Genomic DNA, 18,853 nt, shown 5'->3' on the forward strand with positions numbered 1-18,853 from the left:
TCGCCCCGCACCGGTCTTCACGGCCCGCTGGGCGGCCGTCAGGGGCGGTTTTCCGCCGCCCCGATGCCGGTATCAGGCGGTCATCCGGCCGTCTGGCGCGCCCGGCGGCCGAAACCCACCATACGGCGCTTCTGCTCGTCCCACAGCTTCAGGCGGGCGCATTTCAGGCTGCTCCACAGGGTCAGGCGGGGCGCCATGCGCAGCAGTTCGCTGGATTCGAAGGCTTCACGCAGCCGGTAATTGGGGATGCGCGAGGCCAGATGATGGATGTGGTGGTAGCCGATATTGCCCGTGAACCAGTGCAGCACCTGCGGCAGGTCCAGGTAGGAACTGCCCACCATCGCGGCCTGGCCGGCGTCCCAGTCCTCGCGGCGGCTCCAGTAGGCTTCCTCGAAGGTGTGCTGCACGTAGAACAGCCACACGCCCACCGCGCCGGCAATCAGCACGATGGGCAGGTGCACCATGAAGACGGTGTGCCAGCCGATCAGGAAGCCCAGCGCCAGCACGGTGAGGGCCAGCACCAGGTTGTTGGTCATCACGCTGGCCCATTCCTTCTTCCAGCTGAAGGGCAGGTCGAACGGGAAACGGTGCTTGATGACGAACTGGTACAGCGGGCCGATGCCCAGCAGCACCGGCGTGCTGCGGTACAGGCGGTAGCCCAGGCGCTTGATCCACGGCAGCGCTTCGTATTCGGCCACGGTCAGCGTGTTGATGTCGCCGATCTCGCGGCGGTCAAGGTTGCCCGAGGTGCCGTGGTGGATGGCGTGGGTCTTCTTCCAGTAACCATAGGGGAACAGCGTGATCACGCCCAGGCAGGCGCCGACGATGTCGTTGGCACGACGGCTGGCGAAGAACGAGCCGTGGCCGCAGTCGTGCTGGATGATGAAAAGGCGCACATACAGGCCGGCCGCGGGGATCGCCATCAGCAGCGTCCAGCCGTAACCCCAGCCATCGACCACGCTCCAGGCCATCAGCGCCCACAGCGCCAGCAACGGCGGCAGGGTGTTCAGCAGTTGCCAGACCGCGCGGCCGACTTTCGGCTTGGCGAAGGGTGCACATAGGGTGCGCAACTGGGCCGCGGGGTTGGACAGCGTGGTGGCAGCGCTCAAAGGGAATCTCCGAAGGTCCGCCCGATTGTGAGCCCTATCGATGACGTCCGCTAGCGTACGGCGGCGCTCCTTTACCCGGCATGCACTTTTATGTGATGCGCGTGATTTTTTCTGCATGCCGGCGAATCACTGTCCAGACCCGCACAATCGGCAAAGGCAACCGGATGGCATCCCTCATCACCCAGATGAACACGGACAAGGACACCGAGACGCAGGCGCACGTGCGCTTCGAGGCCTTGCTGCTGCAGCATCGCGGCATCGTACTGAAGGTGGCCGGCAGCTATGCGTGGCAGGCCGCGGACCGCGATGACCTGGCGCAGGAGATCGCCGCGCAGCTGTGGCGTTCGTTTCCCGCGTATGACCCGGCGCGGCCGTTTGGTACATGGATGTACCGGATCGCACTGAACGTGGCGATCTCGCATGTCCGCCAACAGTCGCGCGGGCCGCTGCAGACCGAATCCTGGGACGACGCCCGCCACGACACCGCCGACCCGCGCGCACACGACCCGGAAGCGCGGCAGCAGGTGGACAGGCTGTACCGCTTCATCCACCAGCAACCGGCGCTGGACCGCGCCCTGCTGCTGCTTCATCTGGAAGACCACGCCTACCGCGACATCGCCGAGGTGCTGGGCATCAGCGAAACCAACGTCGCGACCAAGATCAGTCGCCTCAAGCAACGCATCCGCGACGAACTCTGAAACCCCTACGACAGGAGAGCATCATGGAACCGGACGATCTGAAGGCGGCCTGGCAGGCGCTTGGACAACGACTGGAACGGCAGGAAGAGATCCAGTGGCAACTGCTGCGCGACCGCAAGCTGGACAAGGTACGCAGCAGCCTGCGCCCGCTGTTCTGGGGCCAGGCCCTGCAGGCCGCGCTGGGCCTGTGCGTCCTGCTGCTGGGCGTGGCCTGCTGGACGCGCAACACCGCCGTACCGGGCCTGTTCGCCACCGGCATCGTGCTGCACGTCTTCGGCGTATTGACCGTCGTGATGGCCGGCATCACGATGAGCCTGATCGCCTCCGTCGACTATGCCGCACCGGTACTGAAGATCCAGAAGAAATTCGGCCTGCTGCGACGCTTCTATGCCATCAACGCCAATGTCTGCGGACTGCCCTGGTGGATCATGTGGGTGCTGGTCGTGGTGGGCGTCGCCGGGCTCGGCAAGGTCGATCCCACCGCCGGAACGCCGCTGTGGATCAGCGCCAGCCTGGCGCTGGGCGTGGTCGGGTGGGTGGCCACGATGGGCGTGATGCGCTGGCAGTACCGCCGCCGCGCCGCCAGCGGCCAGCGCGAAACCCTGGACGAAAGCCCGGGCATCCGCCGTGGCCGCCGGTTGCTGGACGAGATCGCCCGGTTCGAGCGGGAATGAGCGCCGCCTGACTTACACTGGCCGCATGCAGACTCTCGATTTCGAACTCGACCGCGACCACGTGGAGCTCAACCAGCTGCTCAAGCTGGTCGGCATCGCCGACAGCGGCGGCCAGGGCAAGGCCATCGTCGCCAGCGGCGAGGTGACGGTGGATGGCGAGGTGGAACTGCGCAAGACCGCCAAGATCCGCGCCGGCCAGGTCGTCCGCATCGGCGATGCCGAGATCCGGGTGCTGGGCGTCGAGGCCTGACCCGCCCTCACCGCCCACCGGCATCCCGTTCTCCCCGTCGAACACTCGCTCTGTTCACACAAGGGGCTGCTCGCCAGGCGCGCGTACCGTGCACGCGCGAGGGGCTCAGGGCCCGGTCCCGGCCTCGGGAGGCGCTGGAGCGCTTGTGTCATCCGGCGCATCCGGCGCGGCTTCCACATCCGCCAGCCGGTCGAATTCGGACAGCGGGCTGTCCGCCGGGCATTTCGCGTCGGGGAACTGGAACCGCTCGCGCAGCTTCAGGCCGCAGGCCTGCATGGCCTCCAGGTCGCTGCCGGGCGCCTTGCAGTCGCTGTCGAAACTGCGCATGAAGGCATCCCGCCGCTGCACGAAATCCTCGCCGCAGCGACGCATCAGCTGCAGCCGGTCCAGGTCGTCCTGCGCGGCGTTGGTGCCGTCCAGTCCGTATTCCTGCAGTTCGTCCTTGCTCAGCAGCCGCAGGCGACGGTTGGGCACGGTCATCATCAGGTCGGCCACGGCCACGGCCACGCCGTTGCGTTCCAGATAGTCCTTCACCCGGGTGTAGACGCCACGCAGTTCCTCGTTCAACTCGCTGCGCGTGGTGGCGGTGGAACTCATGCGGATGATGCGGTGCACGCCCACCCTGCCGGAGATCATGCGGTTGTCGCCCGCGCCCAGGACGAACACGCAGGCGCTGTGGCAGATCGATCCCTCGCGTACCCAGACGGTCCAGCGCGTCGCACCGATCGCATCACCGGCCCTGATGGCGTCCTCGACCTGGCCGCCGGCCGAATCGAGATCCAGGATCCGCTTGTCGATGCCCATCCGCGTGGCGACGTCGGCCACGCGCACGATCAGGTCGGTGAAATCGGCCGCGATCTTGCCTTCATAGCGCAGCCGCAGCACACCGCCCTTCTGGCAGGGCGAAAGCGCATCCACCACGCTGAAGAAGGCCAGCGACTCCAGCGGCACGCCATCGCCGCCTTCGTCGTTGTATTCGGCCTGGCAGCTGATCCTCGCGGTACCGGAGCTGACCCTGGCTTCCGGCCAATCCGTGGGCAGGTGGTTGTCCGCGGGCGCCGGAGCGGGCAGCGGATTGGTCGAGATCGCGCCATCGATGGAGGTTTCGGCGCCCCGCGGCGCGCGCGTCGCGGGGGTCGACGGCGCAGGCTCGGGCGCCTGCGCCTGCGCCTGCGCATCGGGGGCACTGTCGTCCGGCAACGACGGCTGGCAGCCGCACAGCAGCAGTGCGACGGCCAACAACCTGGGAACTCGTGATGTGGTGAGGTACCGGAACAACATCCGCTGCATGGGGAAGGCGCCGCCACGGCCAGGAGGGCCGTCGCGTAGGGGGTGGCGACTAGTCTAGTGTCAAACCACGGCCGCTACCCCACCCCGGCATGAACCCCGGCCCCGGGGTCTACAGCAAGGCCCACAGGAGCTGCAGGATGCCCCACAGCGAGACCGCCCACACCACGGTGCGCAGGTAGGGGATACCGGCCGCATACAACGGCACGTAGACCAGGCGCGCCCAGAAATACGCCTGCGCGCCGAGCGCGGTGGCGCCGTCGCCGCGCTCCAGCACGACCACCGAGATCGCCGCCGCCGCGAAGAACGCAAAGGTCTCCAGGAAATTGCGCAGCGCGCGGTCCACGCGGGCCGCCACGCCTTCCACCGGTGGCAGCGCGGCATCGCGCGCGCCCACGTTCCACTTCAGCCCGCGCTGCCGGGTCGTCAGTGCCGCGCCCAGCAGCACATGCACCAGGCCCAACGCCACGGACCAGGCCAGCATCTTCAGTTCGATCGGCATCACGGACTCCACGGGTCGAAGGATGGCGCCGACTCTAGCATCCGGCACCGCCCGGATCCGCCACGTACGTGGCGGACATGCCGGAGGGCGGCGTTTACCATGCCGGCTGCCCACCCGCGAACCACTGCACGATGCGACTCCTCCCTCCGTGGCGATGCCTCGCCACCCTGCTGCTGGTCCTTTCGCTGCCGTTGCGGCTGTCGGCACAGGAACAGACCGTCGCCATGCCCACGCCGCTGGACCGCCTGGGCGTGCCGGTGACCGCGCAGCAGAACCGCATCTTCTCCTACACCGACAAGCGCGACGGCTATTTCCACGGCCGCACCCACCAGGACCGCTTCGACGACCACTTCGCGGGCTGGAACATCGGCACGCGGCGCGTCTTCCATGACTACACCGTGTGGCGCGACGACCAGCCGCTGTCGCGCGGGCAGGCACAGGTCACCGTCTACCCGGACCGGCTGCAGCGGCGGTTCGGCGATGCGCGGGAAACGCTGCGCCTGTTCGACGGACACCGGGTGCTGGCGATCGAACTGGACGACCTGCATGCAGCCAATAGCGGCATCTCGCTGCATGGCGCCCAGCTCTCCCGCGCGCGGCTGCAGGATGGCATCGCGTTCCAGACGTCGCGCGAAGCGCCCGGCAAGGTCCTGGCCATTGCCACGCGCGAACCGGCCGCACGGCTGGCGCGCCGCGGCGACGTGCTGCAGACGACCTCCACGCGCGGGTTCCTGATCGTGCTGGCCGACACGCGCGAGGCCGCGCGCGCCCTGGTGGACGAGGCGCGCCGCGACGCAGCGGCCTGGGCGGCGCAACGCGGCCAGCGGATGCAGGCACAGCTGGAAGGTGCACGCGCGTTCGGCAGCGACGACGTGCCGCTCGCGCAGGCACTGGCCTGGACGCGGCTGACGCTGGACCAGCTGGTGATGCAGCAGACGGGAAGCGGCATCTACGCTGGCCTGCCGTGGTTCAACGATTACTGGGGGCGCGACATGTTCATCTCGCTGCCCGGCGCCACGCTGGTGAACGGCGAGTTCGAAACCGCGCGCGACATCCTGCGTTCGTTCGCACGCTACCAGAACACCGATGCCGACTCGCCTTACTTCGGCCGCGTTCCCAACCGGCTGCGCCCGGACGACGTCATCTACAACACCACCGACGGCACGCCGCGCTTCGTGATAGCGCTGCACGACTACCTTCGGTACAGCGGCGATCGTGCGCTGGTGGAGGAACTCTATCCCGCGGTGCAGCGCGCCATCGACGGCCCCATGCAGCGCTGGATGGACGCGCGCGGCTACCTGCGCCACGAGGATGCGGACACCTGGATGGATGCGAAGCTCGACGAGGTGCCCTGGTCCCCGCGCGGCACGCGTGCGAACGACATCCAGGCGCTGTGGCATGCGCAGCTGCTGGCCGGCGCGGCGTTCGCGGACCTGCTCGGCCGGGGCGAAGACGCGCTGCGCTGGCGCGCGGTCGCCGCGCGGGTGGCGCGGCACTTCGCGGACGACTACGTGGATACCAGCGGTAAAGCCCGGATGGCGGACAGGCTGACGGCCGATGATCGTGCCGACTTCACCCTGCGCCCCAACCAGTTGTTCGCGCTGGACCTGGTGGACGACCCGCTGGCACGCGCAGCGCTGACGCGGCACGTGTGGGAATCCCTGGTGTACCCATGGGGTGTGGCCTCGTTGTCGCAGGACGACGATGGCTTCCATCCCTGGCATCACGCCGACGCCTGCTATCCGTTCGACGCGGCGTACCACAACGGCACCGTGTGGCTGTGGAACAACGGCATCGCGATGCAGCGCATGCTGGAAGCCGGACAGGTGGAACCTGCGTACGCGCTGTTCAAGCACATGACCGCGCAGGCGCTGCACGAGGGCGCGGTGGGCAGCCTGTCCGAGAACACCGATGCACTGCCACGTCCGGGACATGCGCAACCCGCATTGTCCGGAGCCTTCCTGCAGGCATGGTCGAACGCCGAGTACCAGCGGGTGTGGTACCAGCACTTCCTCGGCATCCGGCCCGACGCGGCGCAGGGCCGGCTGGTGCTGGCACCACGCATGCCGGCGGAGCTGGATACCGTCACCTACGGCGCACGCGTCATGCAGGGCAAACTGCGTGGCCGCTTCCAGCGCGATGCGGACGGGCTGCAGCGCCATGCCTATGCGTTCGATGCGCTGGCGGCGGAAGTGACCCTGGACTTTCCGCGCCACGCGCCCATCACCCTGCGGATCCAGGCAGGCGAACGGGTGGAAGTGGACCAGGGCCCGCAGCGCCTGCAGGTACGGGTCATCGGCGCGGACGGTCGCCTGCGTGCAAGTCGCGATCGCGCGCCGCAGCCTTCGCGGCAACGGCTCCAGGCACAGGTGGATGCGGTGTTCGCGGACGTCGGCTTCGCGCAGCCACGCCTGCGCAGCGACCTGCCCGCACTGCGCACCTGTACGCCCTAGCGCACCATTGTTCCTCGCGGACACGCGAAACCGACCGACGGCGACACGGTACGCCGCCCGTCGGCATGCTGTCCGCCTCATGCGGGGCGACGCGTTGGGGGGATTGCCTGCGCGCGAACCGGCGTCGCCACCTTGAACGTGGCGTCGCGTGCGGCCTTCCCTTTCCTCCGGGAGCCACGCCATGCGCGCCTTCATGCCTGCCCTGCTCGTCCTCGCACTGACGGCCTGCGTCAGTACCGCCGAAGTTCCTCCCGCCGTCGTCGTACCGGCGGAATCGACCGTCGGGGTTTCGGACGACCTGCAGGCCCTGCGCGACGTGCTCGCGGACAATGGCGAACGCAGCACCCTGCTGGTCTTCGACATCGACGACACCCTGCTGACGTCGACCACCTTTTTCGGCAGCGACAGCTGGGTAAGCTGGCAGCGCGGCCTCGCCAGCGACGATAAACAGCGCGTGCCCTGCCTCTGGGATGTGCTGGCGCTGGCGCACGAAGCCGGCACCCAGCGCGCCACGCAGGACGATGCGCCTTCGCTCGTCAACGGCATCGGCATCGACAAGCTGATCCTCACCGCGCGCAGCCCCGGCGCCCGCGCCGCCACGGTGCGCGAACTCGAACATGCGGGCTACCGCATGCCGGACCCGCTGGACGGCAAGGCGGTGGGCATGATCCACGAGTGGCGGCCGGATATTTCGTCGCCGGGCGTCACCGTCAGCTACCACGACGGACTCTTCATGGTCGCGGGACAGGACAAAGGCGTGATGCTGCTCGACCTGCTGGAGCGACTGGACCTGATGCAGCGCTACCAGCGGGTGGTGCTGGTGGACGATGGCGAGGGCAATATCACCGACATGCAATCCGCATTGCGCGGCACGGCGATCGGCTACCACGGCCTGCACTACACGCGTGTCACGAAACTTCCCGAAGACGGCAAGCCGCTGGACCGCAAACTGCAACGCCAGGGCAGCGACGCGTGGAAAGCCTGGCGGACCCTGCTGAAAGCCACCGCACCCGAGCGCCTGAAGCGGCTGGACGCCGGCGCGTGCGCGTACTGATCGCGTAGCGGGAAGCGGCGGCGGGCAAGCCGCCTCGCGGACGACGGGCGCCGGGGCGTGCGCCTGCACATGACGCCGGCGGGCCGGCATCCCGCTGCCCGGCGTGGCAGGAAGATGCGGCTCACCGGCGTGTCTCCATGGCCGCGGTGCGCGGCGCCCCGGCATGGTCGGAGATCGTAGGCGCCGGTCCAGTCAGATGGCGTGATGGAAACGTACGCATCGACTTCACGAACCGCGGCGGCGCGCGACGGTGTCCTCAGGCGGAACGGTCTGCGAACGTCATCGCGTGGACGGGCGGCAGTCGTGCGGCCAGTGCGTGCCAGTGTTCACCCTGGTCCACGCTGGTCCAGACGCCACCGGTCGTGGACCCCATCGCCAGCACCTCTCCGCTGCCGTCGATCGCCAGCCCATGCCGGTAGACCAGGTCGTACGACGGCATGTCGGGCAGCCCCGACCGCAACACCTGGAAACTGCGGCCGCCATCCATCGTGCGCGCCACCACCAGCCGCGCATCCACCGGGAACCTGCGCTCGTCCTTCACCGCCGGTACGAACCAGGCGCGGTCGGGCTCGCGCGGATGCACCGCCACGGCAAAACCGAAGACCGACGGCACCACGTTGGGAAGGTCCTGCCAGTGCGCACCGCCCTGCGTGCTGCGATAGGCGGCGTTGTGGTGCTGCGCCCAGAAGGCCTCCGGCGCGTCACGGCACTGCACCATGCGGTGCACGTCCTGGATGTTGGGGTCGTGTGCCTGATCGCCGGGCCAGTAGGCCGCGAACATGCCGTCGGCCGTCTGCACCCAGCTGTCGCCATCGTCCCGCGTGCACCAGACACCGCCGCTGGAAATGGCGACACGGACGCAGCGCGCGTCCCGTGGATCCACGCAGATCGAATGGATGCCGGGATGGTCGTAACCGCCGCCGAACCACTGGCGCCGCTCCGGGCGGTCCCACAGGCCGCGCATCAGCTGCCAGCTTCCGCCATGGTCGTCGGAGCGGAACAGGCCGCCGGGGATCGTTCCCGCCCACAGCCTTCCCGGTTGCGCAGCGCCGCCCGCTTCCAGCGACCACACCAGCCGCAGTGCCGCCGGCTGCGCGGGCTTGCCGTCGCCGGTGACGACCTCGTCGCCGGCGGCGTACGCCGGCACGGCGATCTCCTGCCAGCTCTGCCCCGCGTCGAGCGAGCGGTGCAGCTTGGCGCCGAAGTGGCCCAGGTCCAGCGCGGCATACCAGCTGCCGTCACGCGGATCCGCCAACGCCATCGACACGTTGTCGCCCAGGAAGCACTCGCGCTCGATCCGCCATGTGGCGGCGGTGGGCCGCAGCACGAACAGCCCCTTGCGCGTGGATACCAGCAACGCCTGCGACATGGCCTAGCCTCCCGAGAGTGCCTGCATGATGTACACCTCGCTGCCATCGCGCAGCGGTTGCACGGGCCGGTGCTTGTCGGTGATGGCCTCGCCATCCACGATCACCGCCACGTGGTGGCGCACGGCGCCGTGTTCATCCAGCACGTAGCCGCGCAGGCCCGGATGGTGCTCGAACAGGGCCTGCAGCGCTTCATCCACGCGCGTGGCCGCCACGTCCAGCGAGAACCCGTGCCCTTGCGGCCCGGCCGATGCCGGCAGCCAGCGTGCCAGCGCAGGTGCCACGACGATCTTCACCATGCGCCGTTCCGGTGGCCCTGGGATGCGGGCGAGCATACGCCCCGCCGCCATGCGCCGCAAAGCGCTGCAGCACGCGCGCCATGCAACTGCGCACGCCGGTGCAATCAGCGCCGGTGCCGACGATGGAATCGTGTCCGGGTGCGCCGCGCGGCGGCTTGCGCGCCGGTTGCCAACGACCCTCCCCTCCGGAACTTCACATGCCCGTCCTCCCCCCTTCCGACACCATCGACGACACGCGCCGCCAGCTGATGGTGGCCGGTGCGGTGCTGGCGGCGGGCGCGATGCTGCCGCTGGCCGCATGTTCGCCCTCCGGCACGCCGGATGCCCCCGTCGCAACGCCTTCCCTTCCCCCCAACGTCGAGAGAAAAACCATGGGTCTGTTCACCACCAAAGAAAACGTGGAGTTGTACTTCAAGGACTGGGGCCCGAAGGACGGGCCGGTCGTGACGCTGAGCCACGGCTGGCCGCTGTCGTCGGACAGCTGGGAATCGCAGATGTACCACCTGGCCGCCAACGGCTGCCGCGTGATCGCGCACGACCGGCGTGGCCATGGCCGCTCCAGCCAGCCTTGGGACGGCAACGACATGGACCACTACGCCGATGACCTGGCGCAGCTGCTCGACCATCTGGATGTCAAGGACATCACCATGTTCGGCTTCTCCACCGGCGGTGGCGAAGTCGCCCGCTACATCGGCCGCCATGGCACGAAGCGGGTGAAGAAAGCCGGGCTGGTCTCCGCCGTGCCGCCGCTGATGGTCAAGACCGACGCCAACCCGGGCGGCCTGCCGATCGATGTCTTCGACGGCATCCGCGCCGGCCTGCTGGCCAACCGTTCGCAGCTGTTCAAGGACATCCCCAGCGGACCGTTCTTCGGCTACAACCGTCCCGGCGCCAAGCCTTCGCAGGGCGTGATCGATGCCTGGTGGATGCAGGGCATGCAGGGCGGGCACAAGAACACGTACGACTCCATCAAGGCGTTCTCCGAGACGGACTTCACCGAGGACCTGAAGAAGTTCGACGTGCCGACCGTCATCATCCACGGGGACGACGATCAGATCGTGCCCATCGACGCGGCCGCGCGCGCCTCGGCCAAGCTGGTCAAGAACAGCCAGCTGATCGTCTATGCCGGTGCACCGCACGGCATCACCGACACGCACAAGGACAAGCTCAACGCCGACATGCTGGCGTTCGTCAAGGCCTGACCACCACCGACGCCCCGCCCGGGAGAGAGACCGGGCGGGGCGTCTTCGTTCCCGGGGCGGGAATAGGGGCCTCTTGCTGCCGTTATCGGAAGGATGCCGCGCGGCTTTAGCGGCGCGCCGCGGAAGTGGGCAATGCGTTCGCGCATCCGCAACCCGGCAGTTGCGGTGCGACGACGATTTGGGTATCACAGTGCAGGGGCTGTCGGCCCTCCAGGGGAATGCATTGGCGATACACCAGGACCTCCGCCGGCCCGTCCAGTGGGCACAGCGCTTCTCGGCCGGCCTGGCCTGGCTGTTGGCGGCCGGCTTCACCGCGCTGGGCACGGGTCGTGGCAGCCTGCTGGACGAGAGCGTGCCGCTGGTGGGCGTGCTGATGGTCATCGGTACCTGGCGTACCGAAGACAAGCGCGTGCGCCTGCTGATGGCCGTCGCGATGACGGCGCTGCTGCTGATCCACGCGGTGCAGAACGGTTCCCTGGCCGGCAACTGCGTGCTGTTCGCCGCCGCGGGCATCCTGTGGGTGCGCCTGCGCGACCATGCCTTCACTGAATTCCTCCTGCGCGTGTTCGCCGCCCTGCTGTTGCTGCTGGCGGTGCAGCCGGTGCTGGGCGTGCTGCAGGCCGGCGGCCCCGACAACGAGATCGGCTGGTCGGTGGCGCTGTCGGCGCTGGCCCTGTTCCTGCTGGTCAACACGCCCGCGCTGCGTGCCGGCCGCACATTGCCCCTGTCTACCGAACTGGTGGCCATCGTGCTGGCCTTCGCGGTGCTGGCGCTGGTGGGCTGGCATGCCGAAGGCAGCCTGATCGGCAAGATGGGCGTGGACTACCCACCCATGCGGCCCATTTCCACCTTGAGCGTCGCGTTGCTGGGCATCGCCCTGCTGTGCCGGCAGCACGGCCGCACCGTGGCGGCCGGCTGGCTGCTGGCGCTGGTGGCGGCGCCCCTGTTGCTGACGCTGCTGCAGACGCGCGGCGGCATCACGACGCCGTTGAACACCTGGCTGTTCCAGTGGGGGTGGCTGCCGCGTGCGACCACGCCGCTGATCGGCGGCTATACCGACTATGGCGTGCTCACCGCCTGGCTGGGCGTGATGCTGGTGCCCCTGGACGGGCAGCGCGGGGGTGCGCTGCGCTGGGGCCTGGTGCGTGGCCTGGGCATCGCGATGGCCTCGGTCGCGGGCATGGCCGCGCTGGGCCTGCTGATGCAGCTGCCTTACCACCGCGAAGGCATGTCGATCTACCAGATCTCCCTGACCGCGGCGCTGCAGCTGGTCACGCTGGGGCTGGCGCTGGCCGTGGCCGGGGAGAGTTCGCTGCGCGACCGCCTGTTCGGCGTGCTGCCAATGGCGGCCGCGCTGCTGCTGGGCGGCATGTACTGGGTCGCCGCGACCGCCGACCGCGACGCCATGGCACGCCGCGTGATGGAAACCCAGATGGCCAGCGCCGCCGCCACCTTCGAGCGCGGCATCGAACTGCGTCGCGGCGCGATGCGCCAGTTGTCCGCGTCCTTGGCAAGCGCGCATCCCGAACGCGCCGAAATGCTGTTCCATCAGCACGTCGATGACATGGTGCGCACCTACGGCGGCTTCCGGGTGGTGCGCAGCAGCGGCCCCGATGCCGAGTTCCGCTGGGTGCTGCCGGGCTTCAGCGCCCCCGTGGCGCCCTCGCCGGCCATGCCCGTGGCGCGCGACGGCCATCTGCAGGACGTGCCCGGCGGCTGGTGGCTGACGGTCGACAATGCGGGCCGGCGCACGCAGGGATTCATCGCGCTGGAAGACTTCATCAGCACGCTCAACAAGGCGGTGCTGTCCGACCGGCCGGTGCGCGCGACCTCGCCCGGCATGCGGGTCGTCGAACAGGGCCAGCCGACGGGCGACCCACTGACGACGCTGGACCTGCCACTGGCGGGCCACGACGTGCACCTGGACGTGTGGGCGCCGCCGTCGGTGACATCGTTCGCGCTGCCGCGCGCACTGGTCGTCGGCGGATTGAGTAGCGGCCTGTTGATCTCGTTCGTGCTGTTCCTGTTCGACATCTCGCGGCGGCGTTCGCGCGAGGCGGCGGAATCGGCGCAGTCGCTGCTGCTGGAAACCGAGCGCCGGCTGGATGCGCAGCGTCGCCTGACCGATGCCGCCGCCATGGACAGCGCCACCGGACTGCCGCGCTTTTCCGCGCAATCCACCGCCATCGCCGAACGCATCGGCTCGCCCGGCCAGCGCGGACACGGCCTGGCCATCGTGGACCTGGATGGCTTCGGCATGGTCAACGATTCCTTCGGCCATGACGGCGGCGATGAAGTGCTGCGCCGCATGGGCCAGCGCATCATCGGCGCGTGCATGGAAGATGCGCAGGTCTACCGCTACGGCGGGGAAGGCTTCCTGATCCATTACCCCGACACCGACATCGACCAGCTCACCCGCCTGGCGGAGGAAGTGCGCCGCGCCGTGGGCCAGCCGATCGCGCTGTATTCCACCCATCCCACGTTCACCGTCACCGCCAGCATCGGGCTGGCGCATGCGCCCGAGCACGGCAACGACATGCAGAGCCTGTTGCGCAGTGCCGACGACGCGCGCCATCTTGCCAAGCGCGCCGGCCGCAACCAGGTGCGACTGCCCTCGCCCGGCCAGCAGCAACAGGCCAGCGATCGCCTCAGCCGCGTCACCAACCTGCGCGAGGCGGTCGCCCGGGGTCAGTTGCGATTGGCGTTCCAGCCCGTTGTCGCCGGCGACACGCTGCAGTTGACCGGCTTCGAGGCGCTGGCGCGCTGGCGCCATCCCGGCTGGGGCGAAGTGCCGCCCTCGGTGTTCATCCCGCTGGCGGAAAGCGCTGGCCTGATGGAGGACATCGGCCATTTCGTGCTGGAGCAGGCCTGCCAGCAACTGGCGCAATGGCGTGCGATGGGGCTGCGTGAGCTGACCATGGCGGTCAACCTGTCGCCCAGCCAGTTCGGGCAACCGACGCTGGCGCCGTGGATCGCCGACTGCCTGCGTCGCCACGCGTTGCCGGCCGACGCGCTGACGCTGGAACTGACCGAAAGCGTGCTGGTGGAAGACATGGGGGCGGCCCAGCACATGCTGCAGGCGCTGCATGCCCTGGGCGTGCGCCTGGCGCTGGACGACTTCGGCACCGGCTATTCCAGCATGTCGTACCTGCAACGCCTGCCACTGGACATCCTGAAGATCGACCGCAGCTTCGTGGACGGCATCGCCACCGAAAGTACCGACCGTGCCATCGCGCGCACCATCGTCGTGCTGGCACGCGAAATGGGCCTGCGCGTGATCGCCGAGGGCGTGGAGACCCAGCAGCAGATGGATGCGCTGCAGCAGATGGGATGCGACGAGATGCAGGGCTACTTCTTCGGCCGTCCGATGGAAGTCGACGAGGCCACCGCCCTCGCCCGCGGCGAGCTGCGGCAGGCGATGGCCTGAAGCACGCGCGGACGCGTCAGCCCGCGCGCAGTTGCGCCATGAACGCGCGCCCGGCGGGACCGGGCGGGGTGTCCTTGCGCCACACCGCGCGCATCGGCATCTGGGCGTAGCGCGGATCGGCGTCGGCAATGCGCAGGCGCTTCAGGCGGCCTGCGGCAAGGTCCTCTTCGACGATGTGCAGCGGCATGTGGCCCCAGCCCAGGCCCGCGCGCAGGAAGGCATGCTTGGCACCGAGATCGGCCAGCCGCCAGGTCAACGGTGACTGCACCGCGAAATCGCGGCCTGACGTCAGCGGCGTGCGATCGGTAAGCACCAGCTGCACGTGCTTGGCCGCGGTCTTCACCGGCACGGTGCCGCGCACGCCGGCCATCGCGTGCGCGGGTGCGGCGACGGTGACGAAGGGCACCGACAGCAGCGGTTCCGCCACCACGTCGTCAGGCAGCTCCGGCAGCGACCCCACCACGCCGATCCGGCAGGTGCCGTCCAGCACCGGCTGGATCACGCCACCCAGCACTTCCACGTACAGGCGCAGCGGCGTGTGCGGGAATGCGTTGCCACTGTGCGCGGCGGCACGCGTCAACGCATCCATCGGGAACATCACGTCGACGGCCACCGAGAGTTCGGGCTCCAGTCCTTCGGCCACGCTGCGGGCGCGCGCCTTGAAGGTGTCCATGTGTTCGGCGACCGCACGCGCTTCGAGCAGCAGCAGGCGGCCGGCTTCGGTCAGCTGCGGGTAGCGGCTGCTGCGGTCGAACAGGGTGACGCCAAGTTGCAGTTCGAGGTTGGCCAGCGTCTGGCTGACCACCGACTGCGCACGTCGCAGCTTGCGGCCCGCGGCGGAAAAGCTGCCCTGTTCGGCGGCGGCGATGAAGGTACGGAGCTGGTCGAGCGTGACGGCATCGAGCATGTATCGCTCCAAACGATGGATATCATCGAAATATATAGGCTTCCGGGATGCATCGCCACGGCCTAACCTGCGCTCCGTACCCGCTGCACCCCCCACCACCCCATTTCCCGGAGTCCACCATGTCCACCGTTACCGTCACCACCACCCGCGTTCCCGCCCTGCATGGCGCCGCCGACCTCGTCGGCCGCAGCCTGCTCGCGTCGCTCTTCATCATCTCCGGCCTCGGCAAGCTGGCCGCCTACGCCGGCACCGCCGGCTACATGGCCTCCGTCGGCGTCCCCGGCGCGCTGCTGCCACTGGTCATCGCGCTGGAAGTGCTGGGCGGCCTGGCCATCGTCGCCGGCTACAGGACCCGCATCGTCGCCAGCCTGCTGGCCGTGTTCTCGATCGCCAGCGCGGTCCTCTTCCACAGCAACCTGGGTGACCAGATCCAGCAGATCATGTTCCTGAAGAACTTCGCCCTGGCCGGCGGCTTCATCACGCTGGCGGCCCGCGGTGCCGGCGGTTGGAGCATCGACAACCGCTGAAGCGCGACCGCTCCATGCATCACCCGAACGCCGGCACATGCCGGCGTTCTGCATTTCCGCAGCTTGCCCGCACGCCGGTACAAGCCGCAACGGGAATGCCATGACAGCCTGAGCGCTACGCCTAATGGGAGCCCGCCATGCGTCGTCGCGTCCTGTTCGCCCTCGGCATCGCCCTCCTGTTGATCGCGTCGTCTTCCATCGCGGCGGATGCCGGTCGCCTGGCGGTGACGCCATTCGCCACGCTGCCGTCGGATGCGCGTCATCCGGAAAGCCTGGACGTCGATCCGGCGACCGGCGAGGTCTACGTCGGCACCTTCGACGCACGCACACCGGAATCCACGCGCGACAACCAGCTGCTGCGCTTCGCCGCCGACGGTCGCCTGCTGGCGCAGCGTCGCTTCGGGCCGACACCGCTCACCGGGGTGGCCTTCCACGAAGGCCACGTCTATGTGCTGAACTTCGGCGCATCGAAACTGCAGCGCCTGCCGGCGCGTTTCGACGCGGACAGCCCCATCGAGGAGGTCGCCACCTTCGCGGCCCTGTCGCCGGCGGCACCGCCGTCACGGCGCATCGACAATCCCGATGGCAGCCAGGACACCATCACGTTCGGGTCGCAGGGTTTTCCGGCCATCAACGGCATGGTGTTCGACCGTGCCGGCACGCTGTACGTGTCCGATTCGTTCCAGGGTGCGATCTACCGCATCGCGAACGCGGCCGCCTGCCGTCCGTGCACGGTGGAGGTGTTCGCGCGTGACCCGCTGCTCGGCACCACCGGCGCGTTGCCGTTCGGCGCCAACGGCATGGCGTTCAACGCCGACGAGTCCATCCTCTACGTCAACAACGCCGGCGACGGCCGCGTGCTGCGCAAGCGGATGCCGGACGGCCCGTTCGAGATACTCGCCGATGGTGTCTATGGTGCGGATGGGCTGCTGTTCCATGCGGGGCTGCTGTGGGTGTCGGCCAACCAGATCGACACCCTTGTCGCCATCGACGAGCGCGGTCGCGCCCGTCATCGCGCGGGCGATTTCCTCGGCGTGGACGCTCAGGGCGCACCGCGTGCCCTGCTGTTTCCGGCGGCGAGTGCCGTGCAGGGCCGTCGCATGATCGTGGCCAACCTGGCCCTGCCGCTCAGCGCCGCGACCGGCGACGAGTGGGAAGAGGACGTCACCCGCTGGAACCTCATGCAGTTCGATCTTCCCGATCCGCCTCCGCCTGCCCACTGAGGAACATCCCATGCTCAACATCACCCCGTTCGGCTGGTTCCATACCGCCATCAGCCTGGTCTCGTTGTTCGGCGGCCTGTACGGGCTGCTGCGTTACCACGACATCCGCTATGCCACCCCGCTCGGCAAGACCTACACGTGGTTCACCGTGGCGACTTGCATCACCAGTTTCTTCCTGATGCGCACGGGCAAGTTGAGCGAAGCACACGGGCTGACCGTGCTGACGCTGATCGTGCTGGCCGGCGCGTGGCTGCTCGGGCGCAACGCCATCGCCGGCTCATGGCGGCACGTCTTCTCGTCGCTGGCGTTCACGCTGACCGTGTACTTCCATTTCATCCCCGGCTTCACCGAAACGCTGACGCGCGTGCCGATCGGCGCGCCCCTGGTGTCCGGCCCGCAGGACCCGTTGCTGCAGAAGCTGGTGGGCGGGGCGTACCTGGTCTTCCTGGTGGTGATGGCACTGCAGGTCCGGGCGATCCGTCGCGGCAGGACATCGGCCATCCACTCGCCGCTGGCCAGCAACAGGTAGGTCAGCGGGGATGGCGGCCGTGCTGACCACGTTGCCGACGCTCGACGCCATCCTGCAGCTCCACGCGGCCGCCATCGGCCCGGATGCGACCGGCTACCGCCACCATGCGTACCGCGTGGCGAACTTCTGCTGGTACCTGCATCCGGGCAGTGACGATGAACTGGAGAAGCTTTGCATCGCCGTGGCATTCCACGACCTGGGCATCTGGACGGCGGGCACGTTCGACTACCTGCCGCCCTCGATCATCCTGGCGGATGCGTATCTGCACGCGCACGACCGGACGCACTGGCGTGGCGAGATCACCGCCATGATCGACCTGCACCACAAGCTCACGCGCGCATCCGTCTCACCCCGGGTGGAAGCCTTCCGTCGCGCCGACTGGATCGATGTTTCCGGCGGCATGCTGCGGTATGGGGTGCCACGTGCGTTCATCCGCGACGTGCAGGCACGCTTCCCCGACGCGGGGTTCCATCGCCGCCTGCTGGCACTCGGCCTGCACCGGCTGCGCCATCATCCGTGGGCCCCGCTGCCCATGATGCGGTGGTGAGTCACCGCGCCACTCCACGAATGACGCCGGTGCTGCCGACGCACCCCGACGAACGGTCATTGACAATAATAGTTAGGACTCCTAACTTATCGTCCATGATCAATGCTCCCTACCGTCGCAGGCAAGCCGCACTCGGCCTTGAGCAGCTGGCCACCCTGGCGCGCGCGCAGTCCTGGCGCCAGGACGGCACGCCTTCGCTGCCGCCCACCCAGGCGGCGGTGCTGCGCATGCTGCAGGGCCTGGGCGACGGACTGCGCGCCCGCCAGATCGCCGAGCGGCTGGGCGTGTCGGCGGCCAGTCTCAGCGACTCGCTGAAAGCGCTGGAGGCCAAGCACTGGATCCTCCGGGTCCCGGACCCCGACGACAGGCGTGCATCCTTCGTGCGCCTCACGCCGGCCGGCTCGCGCGTGGCCACGCAGTTGCAGCGCCCGGACCAGGGGTTGGGCTCGCTGGTCGAAGCGCTTGACGAAGCGGACCTGGGCGCACTGCTGCGCGTCACCCAGCTGCTGGTCCACCAGGCGCAGGAGCAAGGCCTGGCCACCGGCCTGCGCACCTGCCTGGGTTGCACGTTCTTCCGTCCGTTCGCATCGGAAACACCGGGCAAGCCGCATGTGTGCGCGTTCCTCGGCGTGCCGTTCGGTGACGCCGAGCTGCGCATGGACTGCGCGGAACAGCAACCCGCCGATGACGTACGACGGCTTGGAAGCGCCGACCGCTTCCGCCAACCGACTCCGCTCCAGGCGGAATGAAGATGGGCGGCGCCCGACTGCCATCGGACGCCGCCCGGTACCTCCCACC

General features: G+C 68.8%; 18 protein-coding genes. 12 read left to right on the top strand and 6 right to left on the bottom strand.

All coding sequences use genetic code 11. From position 1 onward, the window contains the following. Positions 1 to 80: 80 nt before the first annotated feature. The gene (locus OVA13_RS08080) at positions 81 to 1,109 is read right to left on the bottom strand and encodes a fatty acid desaturase (RefSeq protein ID WP_267793262.1); all 1,029 of its coding nucleotides are present in this window, start codon (positions 1,107 to 1,109) and stop codon (positions 81 to 83) included. 164 nt (positions 1,110 to 1,273) lie between these two features. Here OVA13_RS08080 and OVA13_RS08085 point away from each other — a divergent pair, with 164 nt between their 5' ends. The 3 genes from OVA13_RS08085 to OVA13_RS08095 are packed head-to-tail and all read left to right on the top strand — an operon-like array spanning position 1,274 to position 2,731. Next, positions 1,274 to 1,807 (top strand): RNA polymerase sigma factor, encoded by a 534-nt coding sequence (locus OVA13_RS08085; protein WP_267793263.1) that lies wholly within the window; start codon positions 1,274 to 1,276, stop codon positions 1,805 to 1,807. A gap of 23 nt (positions 1,808 to 1,830) precedes the next feature. After that, entirely contained in the window at positions 1,831 to 2,481 is a 651-nt protein-coding gene (locus OVA13_RS08090) for a serine/threonine protein kinase (protein ID WP_267793264.1), read from the top strand. Positions 2,482 to 2,506: 25 nt separating this feature from the next. After that, positions 2,507 to 2,731 carry an RNA-binding S4 domain-containing protein gene (locus OVA13_RS08095; RefSeq protein ID WP_267793265.1) on the top strand — a complete coding sequence of 75 codons (225 nt, stop codon included), beginning with the start codon at positions 2,507 to 2,509 and terminating at the stop codon, positions 2,729 to 2,731. 105 nt (positions 2,732 to 2,836) lie between these two features. Here the strand turns inward: OVA13_RS08095 and OVA13_RS08100 are convergent, their stop codons facing one another. Then, positions 2,837 to 3,970, bottom strand: coding sequence for a COG3904 family protein (locus tag OVA13_RS08100; RefSeq protein ID WP_267793266.1), 1,134 nt, complete (start codon positions 3,968 to 3,970; stop codon positions 2,837 to 2,839). 160 nt (positions 3,971 to 4,130) lie between these two features. Further along, positions 4,131 to 4,520 (bottom strand): MAPEG family protein, encoded by a 390-nt coding sequence (locus OVA13_RS08105; RefSeq protein WP_267793267.1) that lies wholly within the window; start codon positions 4,518 to 4,520, stop codon positions 4,131 to 4,133. Positions 4,521 to 4,651: 131 nt separating this feature from the next. Here OVA13_RS08105 and OVA13_RS08110 point away from each other — a divergent pair, with 131 nt between their 5' ends. Both OVA13_RS08110 and OVA13_RS08115 read left to right on the top strand, forming a co-directional pair. Next, a complete protein-coding gene (locus tag OVA13_RS08110; RefSeq protein WP_267793268.1) occupies positions 4,652 to 6,973 on the top strand; it encodes an amylo-alpha-1,6-glucosidase in 2,322 nt (773 codons plus the stop codon). 181 nt (positions 6,974 to 7,154) lie between these two features. Then, positions 7,155 to 8,027 (top strand): DUF2608 domain-containing protein, encoded by an 873-nt coding sequence (locus OVA13_RS08115; protein WP_267793269.1) that lies wholly within the window; start codon positions 7,155 to 7,157, stop codon positions 8,025 to 8,027. Between the two features lie 256 nt (positions 8,028 to 8,283). On the opposite strand, the gene OVA13_RS08120 is transcribed toward OVA13_RS08115, so the two are convergent. Continuing rightward, positions 8,284 to 9,396, bottom strand: a complete 1,113-nt coding sequence (locus tag OVA13_RS08120; RefSeq protein WP_267793270.1) for a WD40/YVTN/BNR-like repeat-containing protein — start codon at positions 9,394 to 9,396, stop codon at positions 8,284 to 8,286. A gap of 3 nt (positions 9,397 to 9,399) precedes the next feature. Next, positions 9,400 to 9,693, bottom strand: a complete 294-nt coding sequence (locus OVA13_RS08125; protein WP_267793271.1) for a MoaD/ThiS family protein — start codon at positions 9,691 to 9,693, stop codon at positions 9,400 to 9,402. 371 nt (positions 9,694 to 10,064) lie between these two features. Here OVA13_RS08125 and OVA13_RS08130 point away from each other — a divergent pair, with 371 nt between their 5' ends. Beyond that, on the top strand, positions 10,065 to 10,895 hold the full coding sequence (locus OVA13_RS08130; RefSeq protein ID WP_267793484.1) for an alpha/beta fold hydrolase: 831 nt from the start codon (positions 10,065 to 10,067) through the stop codon (positions 10,893 to 10,895). 223 nt (positions 10,896 to 11,118) lie between these two features. Then, on the top strand, positions 11,119 to 14,322 hold the full coding sequence (locus OVA13_RS08135; RefSeq protein ID WP_267793272.1) for a GGDEF domain-containing phosphodiesterase: 3,204 nt from the start codon (positions 11,119 to 11,121) through the stop codon (positions 14,320 to 14,322). Positions 14,323 to 14,338: 16 nt separating this feature from the next. Here OVA13_RS08135 and OVA13_RS08140 read toward each other — a convergent pair whose 3' ends face one another. After that, the gene (locus tag OVA13_RS08140; RefSeq protein WP_267793273.1) at positions 14,339 to 15,229 is read right to left on the bottom strand and encodes a LysR family transcriptional regulator; all 891 of its coding nucleotides are present in this window, start codon (positions 15,227 to 15,229) and stop codon (positions 14,339 to 14,341) included. A 119-nt stretch (positions 15,230 to 15,348) separates the two neighbouring features. Between OVA13_RS08140 and OVA13_RS08145 the strand changes: the two genes are divergently transcribed. From OVA13_RS08145 to OVA13_RS08165, 5 genes are all read left to right on the top strand, one after another. Further along, entirely contained in the window at positions 15,349 to 15,756 is a 408-nt protein-coding gene (locus OVA13_RS08145; RefSeq protein ID WP_267793274.1) for a DoxX family protein, read from the top strand. 137 nt (positions 15,757 to 15,893) lie between these two features. After that, positions 15,894 to 16,979, top strand: a complete 1,086-nt coding sequence (locus OVA13_RS08150; RefSeq protein ID WP_267793275.1) for an SMP-30/gluconolactonase/LRE family protein — start codon at positions 15,894 to 15,896, stop codon at positions 16,977 to 16,979. Positions 16,980 to 16,989: 10 nt separating this feature from the next. Beyond that, positions 16,990 to 17,508 carry a hypothetical protein gene (locus OVA13_RS08155; RefSeq protein WP_267793276.1) on the top strand — a complete coding sequence of 173 codons (519 nt, stop codon included), beginning with the start codon at positions 16,990 to 16,992 and terminating at the stop codon, positions 17,506 to 17,508. Between the two features lie 19 nt (positions 17,509 to 17,527). Continuing rightward, positions 17,528 to 18,055: a hypothetical protein gene (locus OVA13_RS08160; protein ID WP_267793277.1), complete on the top strand. Its 528-nt coding sequence runs from the start codon at positions 17,528 to 17,530 to the stop codon at positions 18,053 to 18,055. A 95-nt stretch (positions 18,056 to 18,150) separates the two neighbouring features. Then, positions 18,151 to 18,804, top strand: a complete 654-nt coding sequence (locus tag OVA13_RS08165; RefSeq protein ID WP_267793278.1) for a MarR family winged helix-turn-helix transcriptional regulator — start codon at positions 18,151 to 18,153, stop codon at positions 18,802 to 18,804. The last annotated feature ends 49 nt before the right edge of the window (positions 18,805 to 18,853 follow it).

The organism is Pseudoxanthomonas sp. SL93, assembly GCF_026625825.1.
Lineage (GTDB): Bacteria > Pseudomonadota > Gammaproteobacteria > Xanthomonadales > Xanthomonadaceae > Pseudoxanthomonas_A.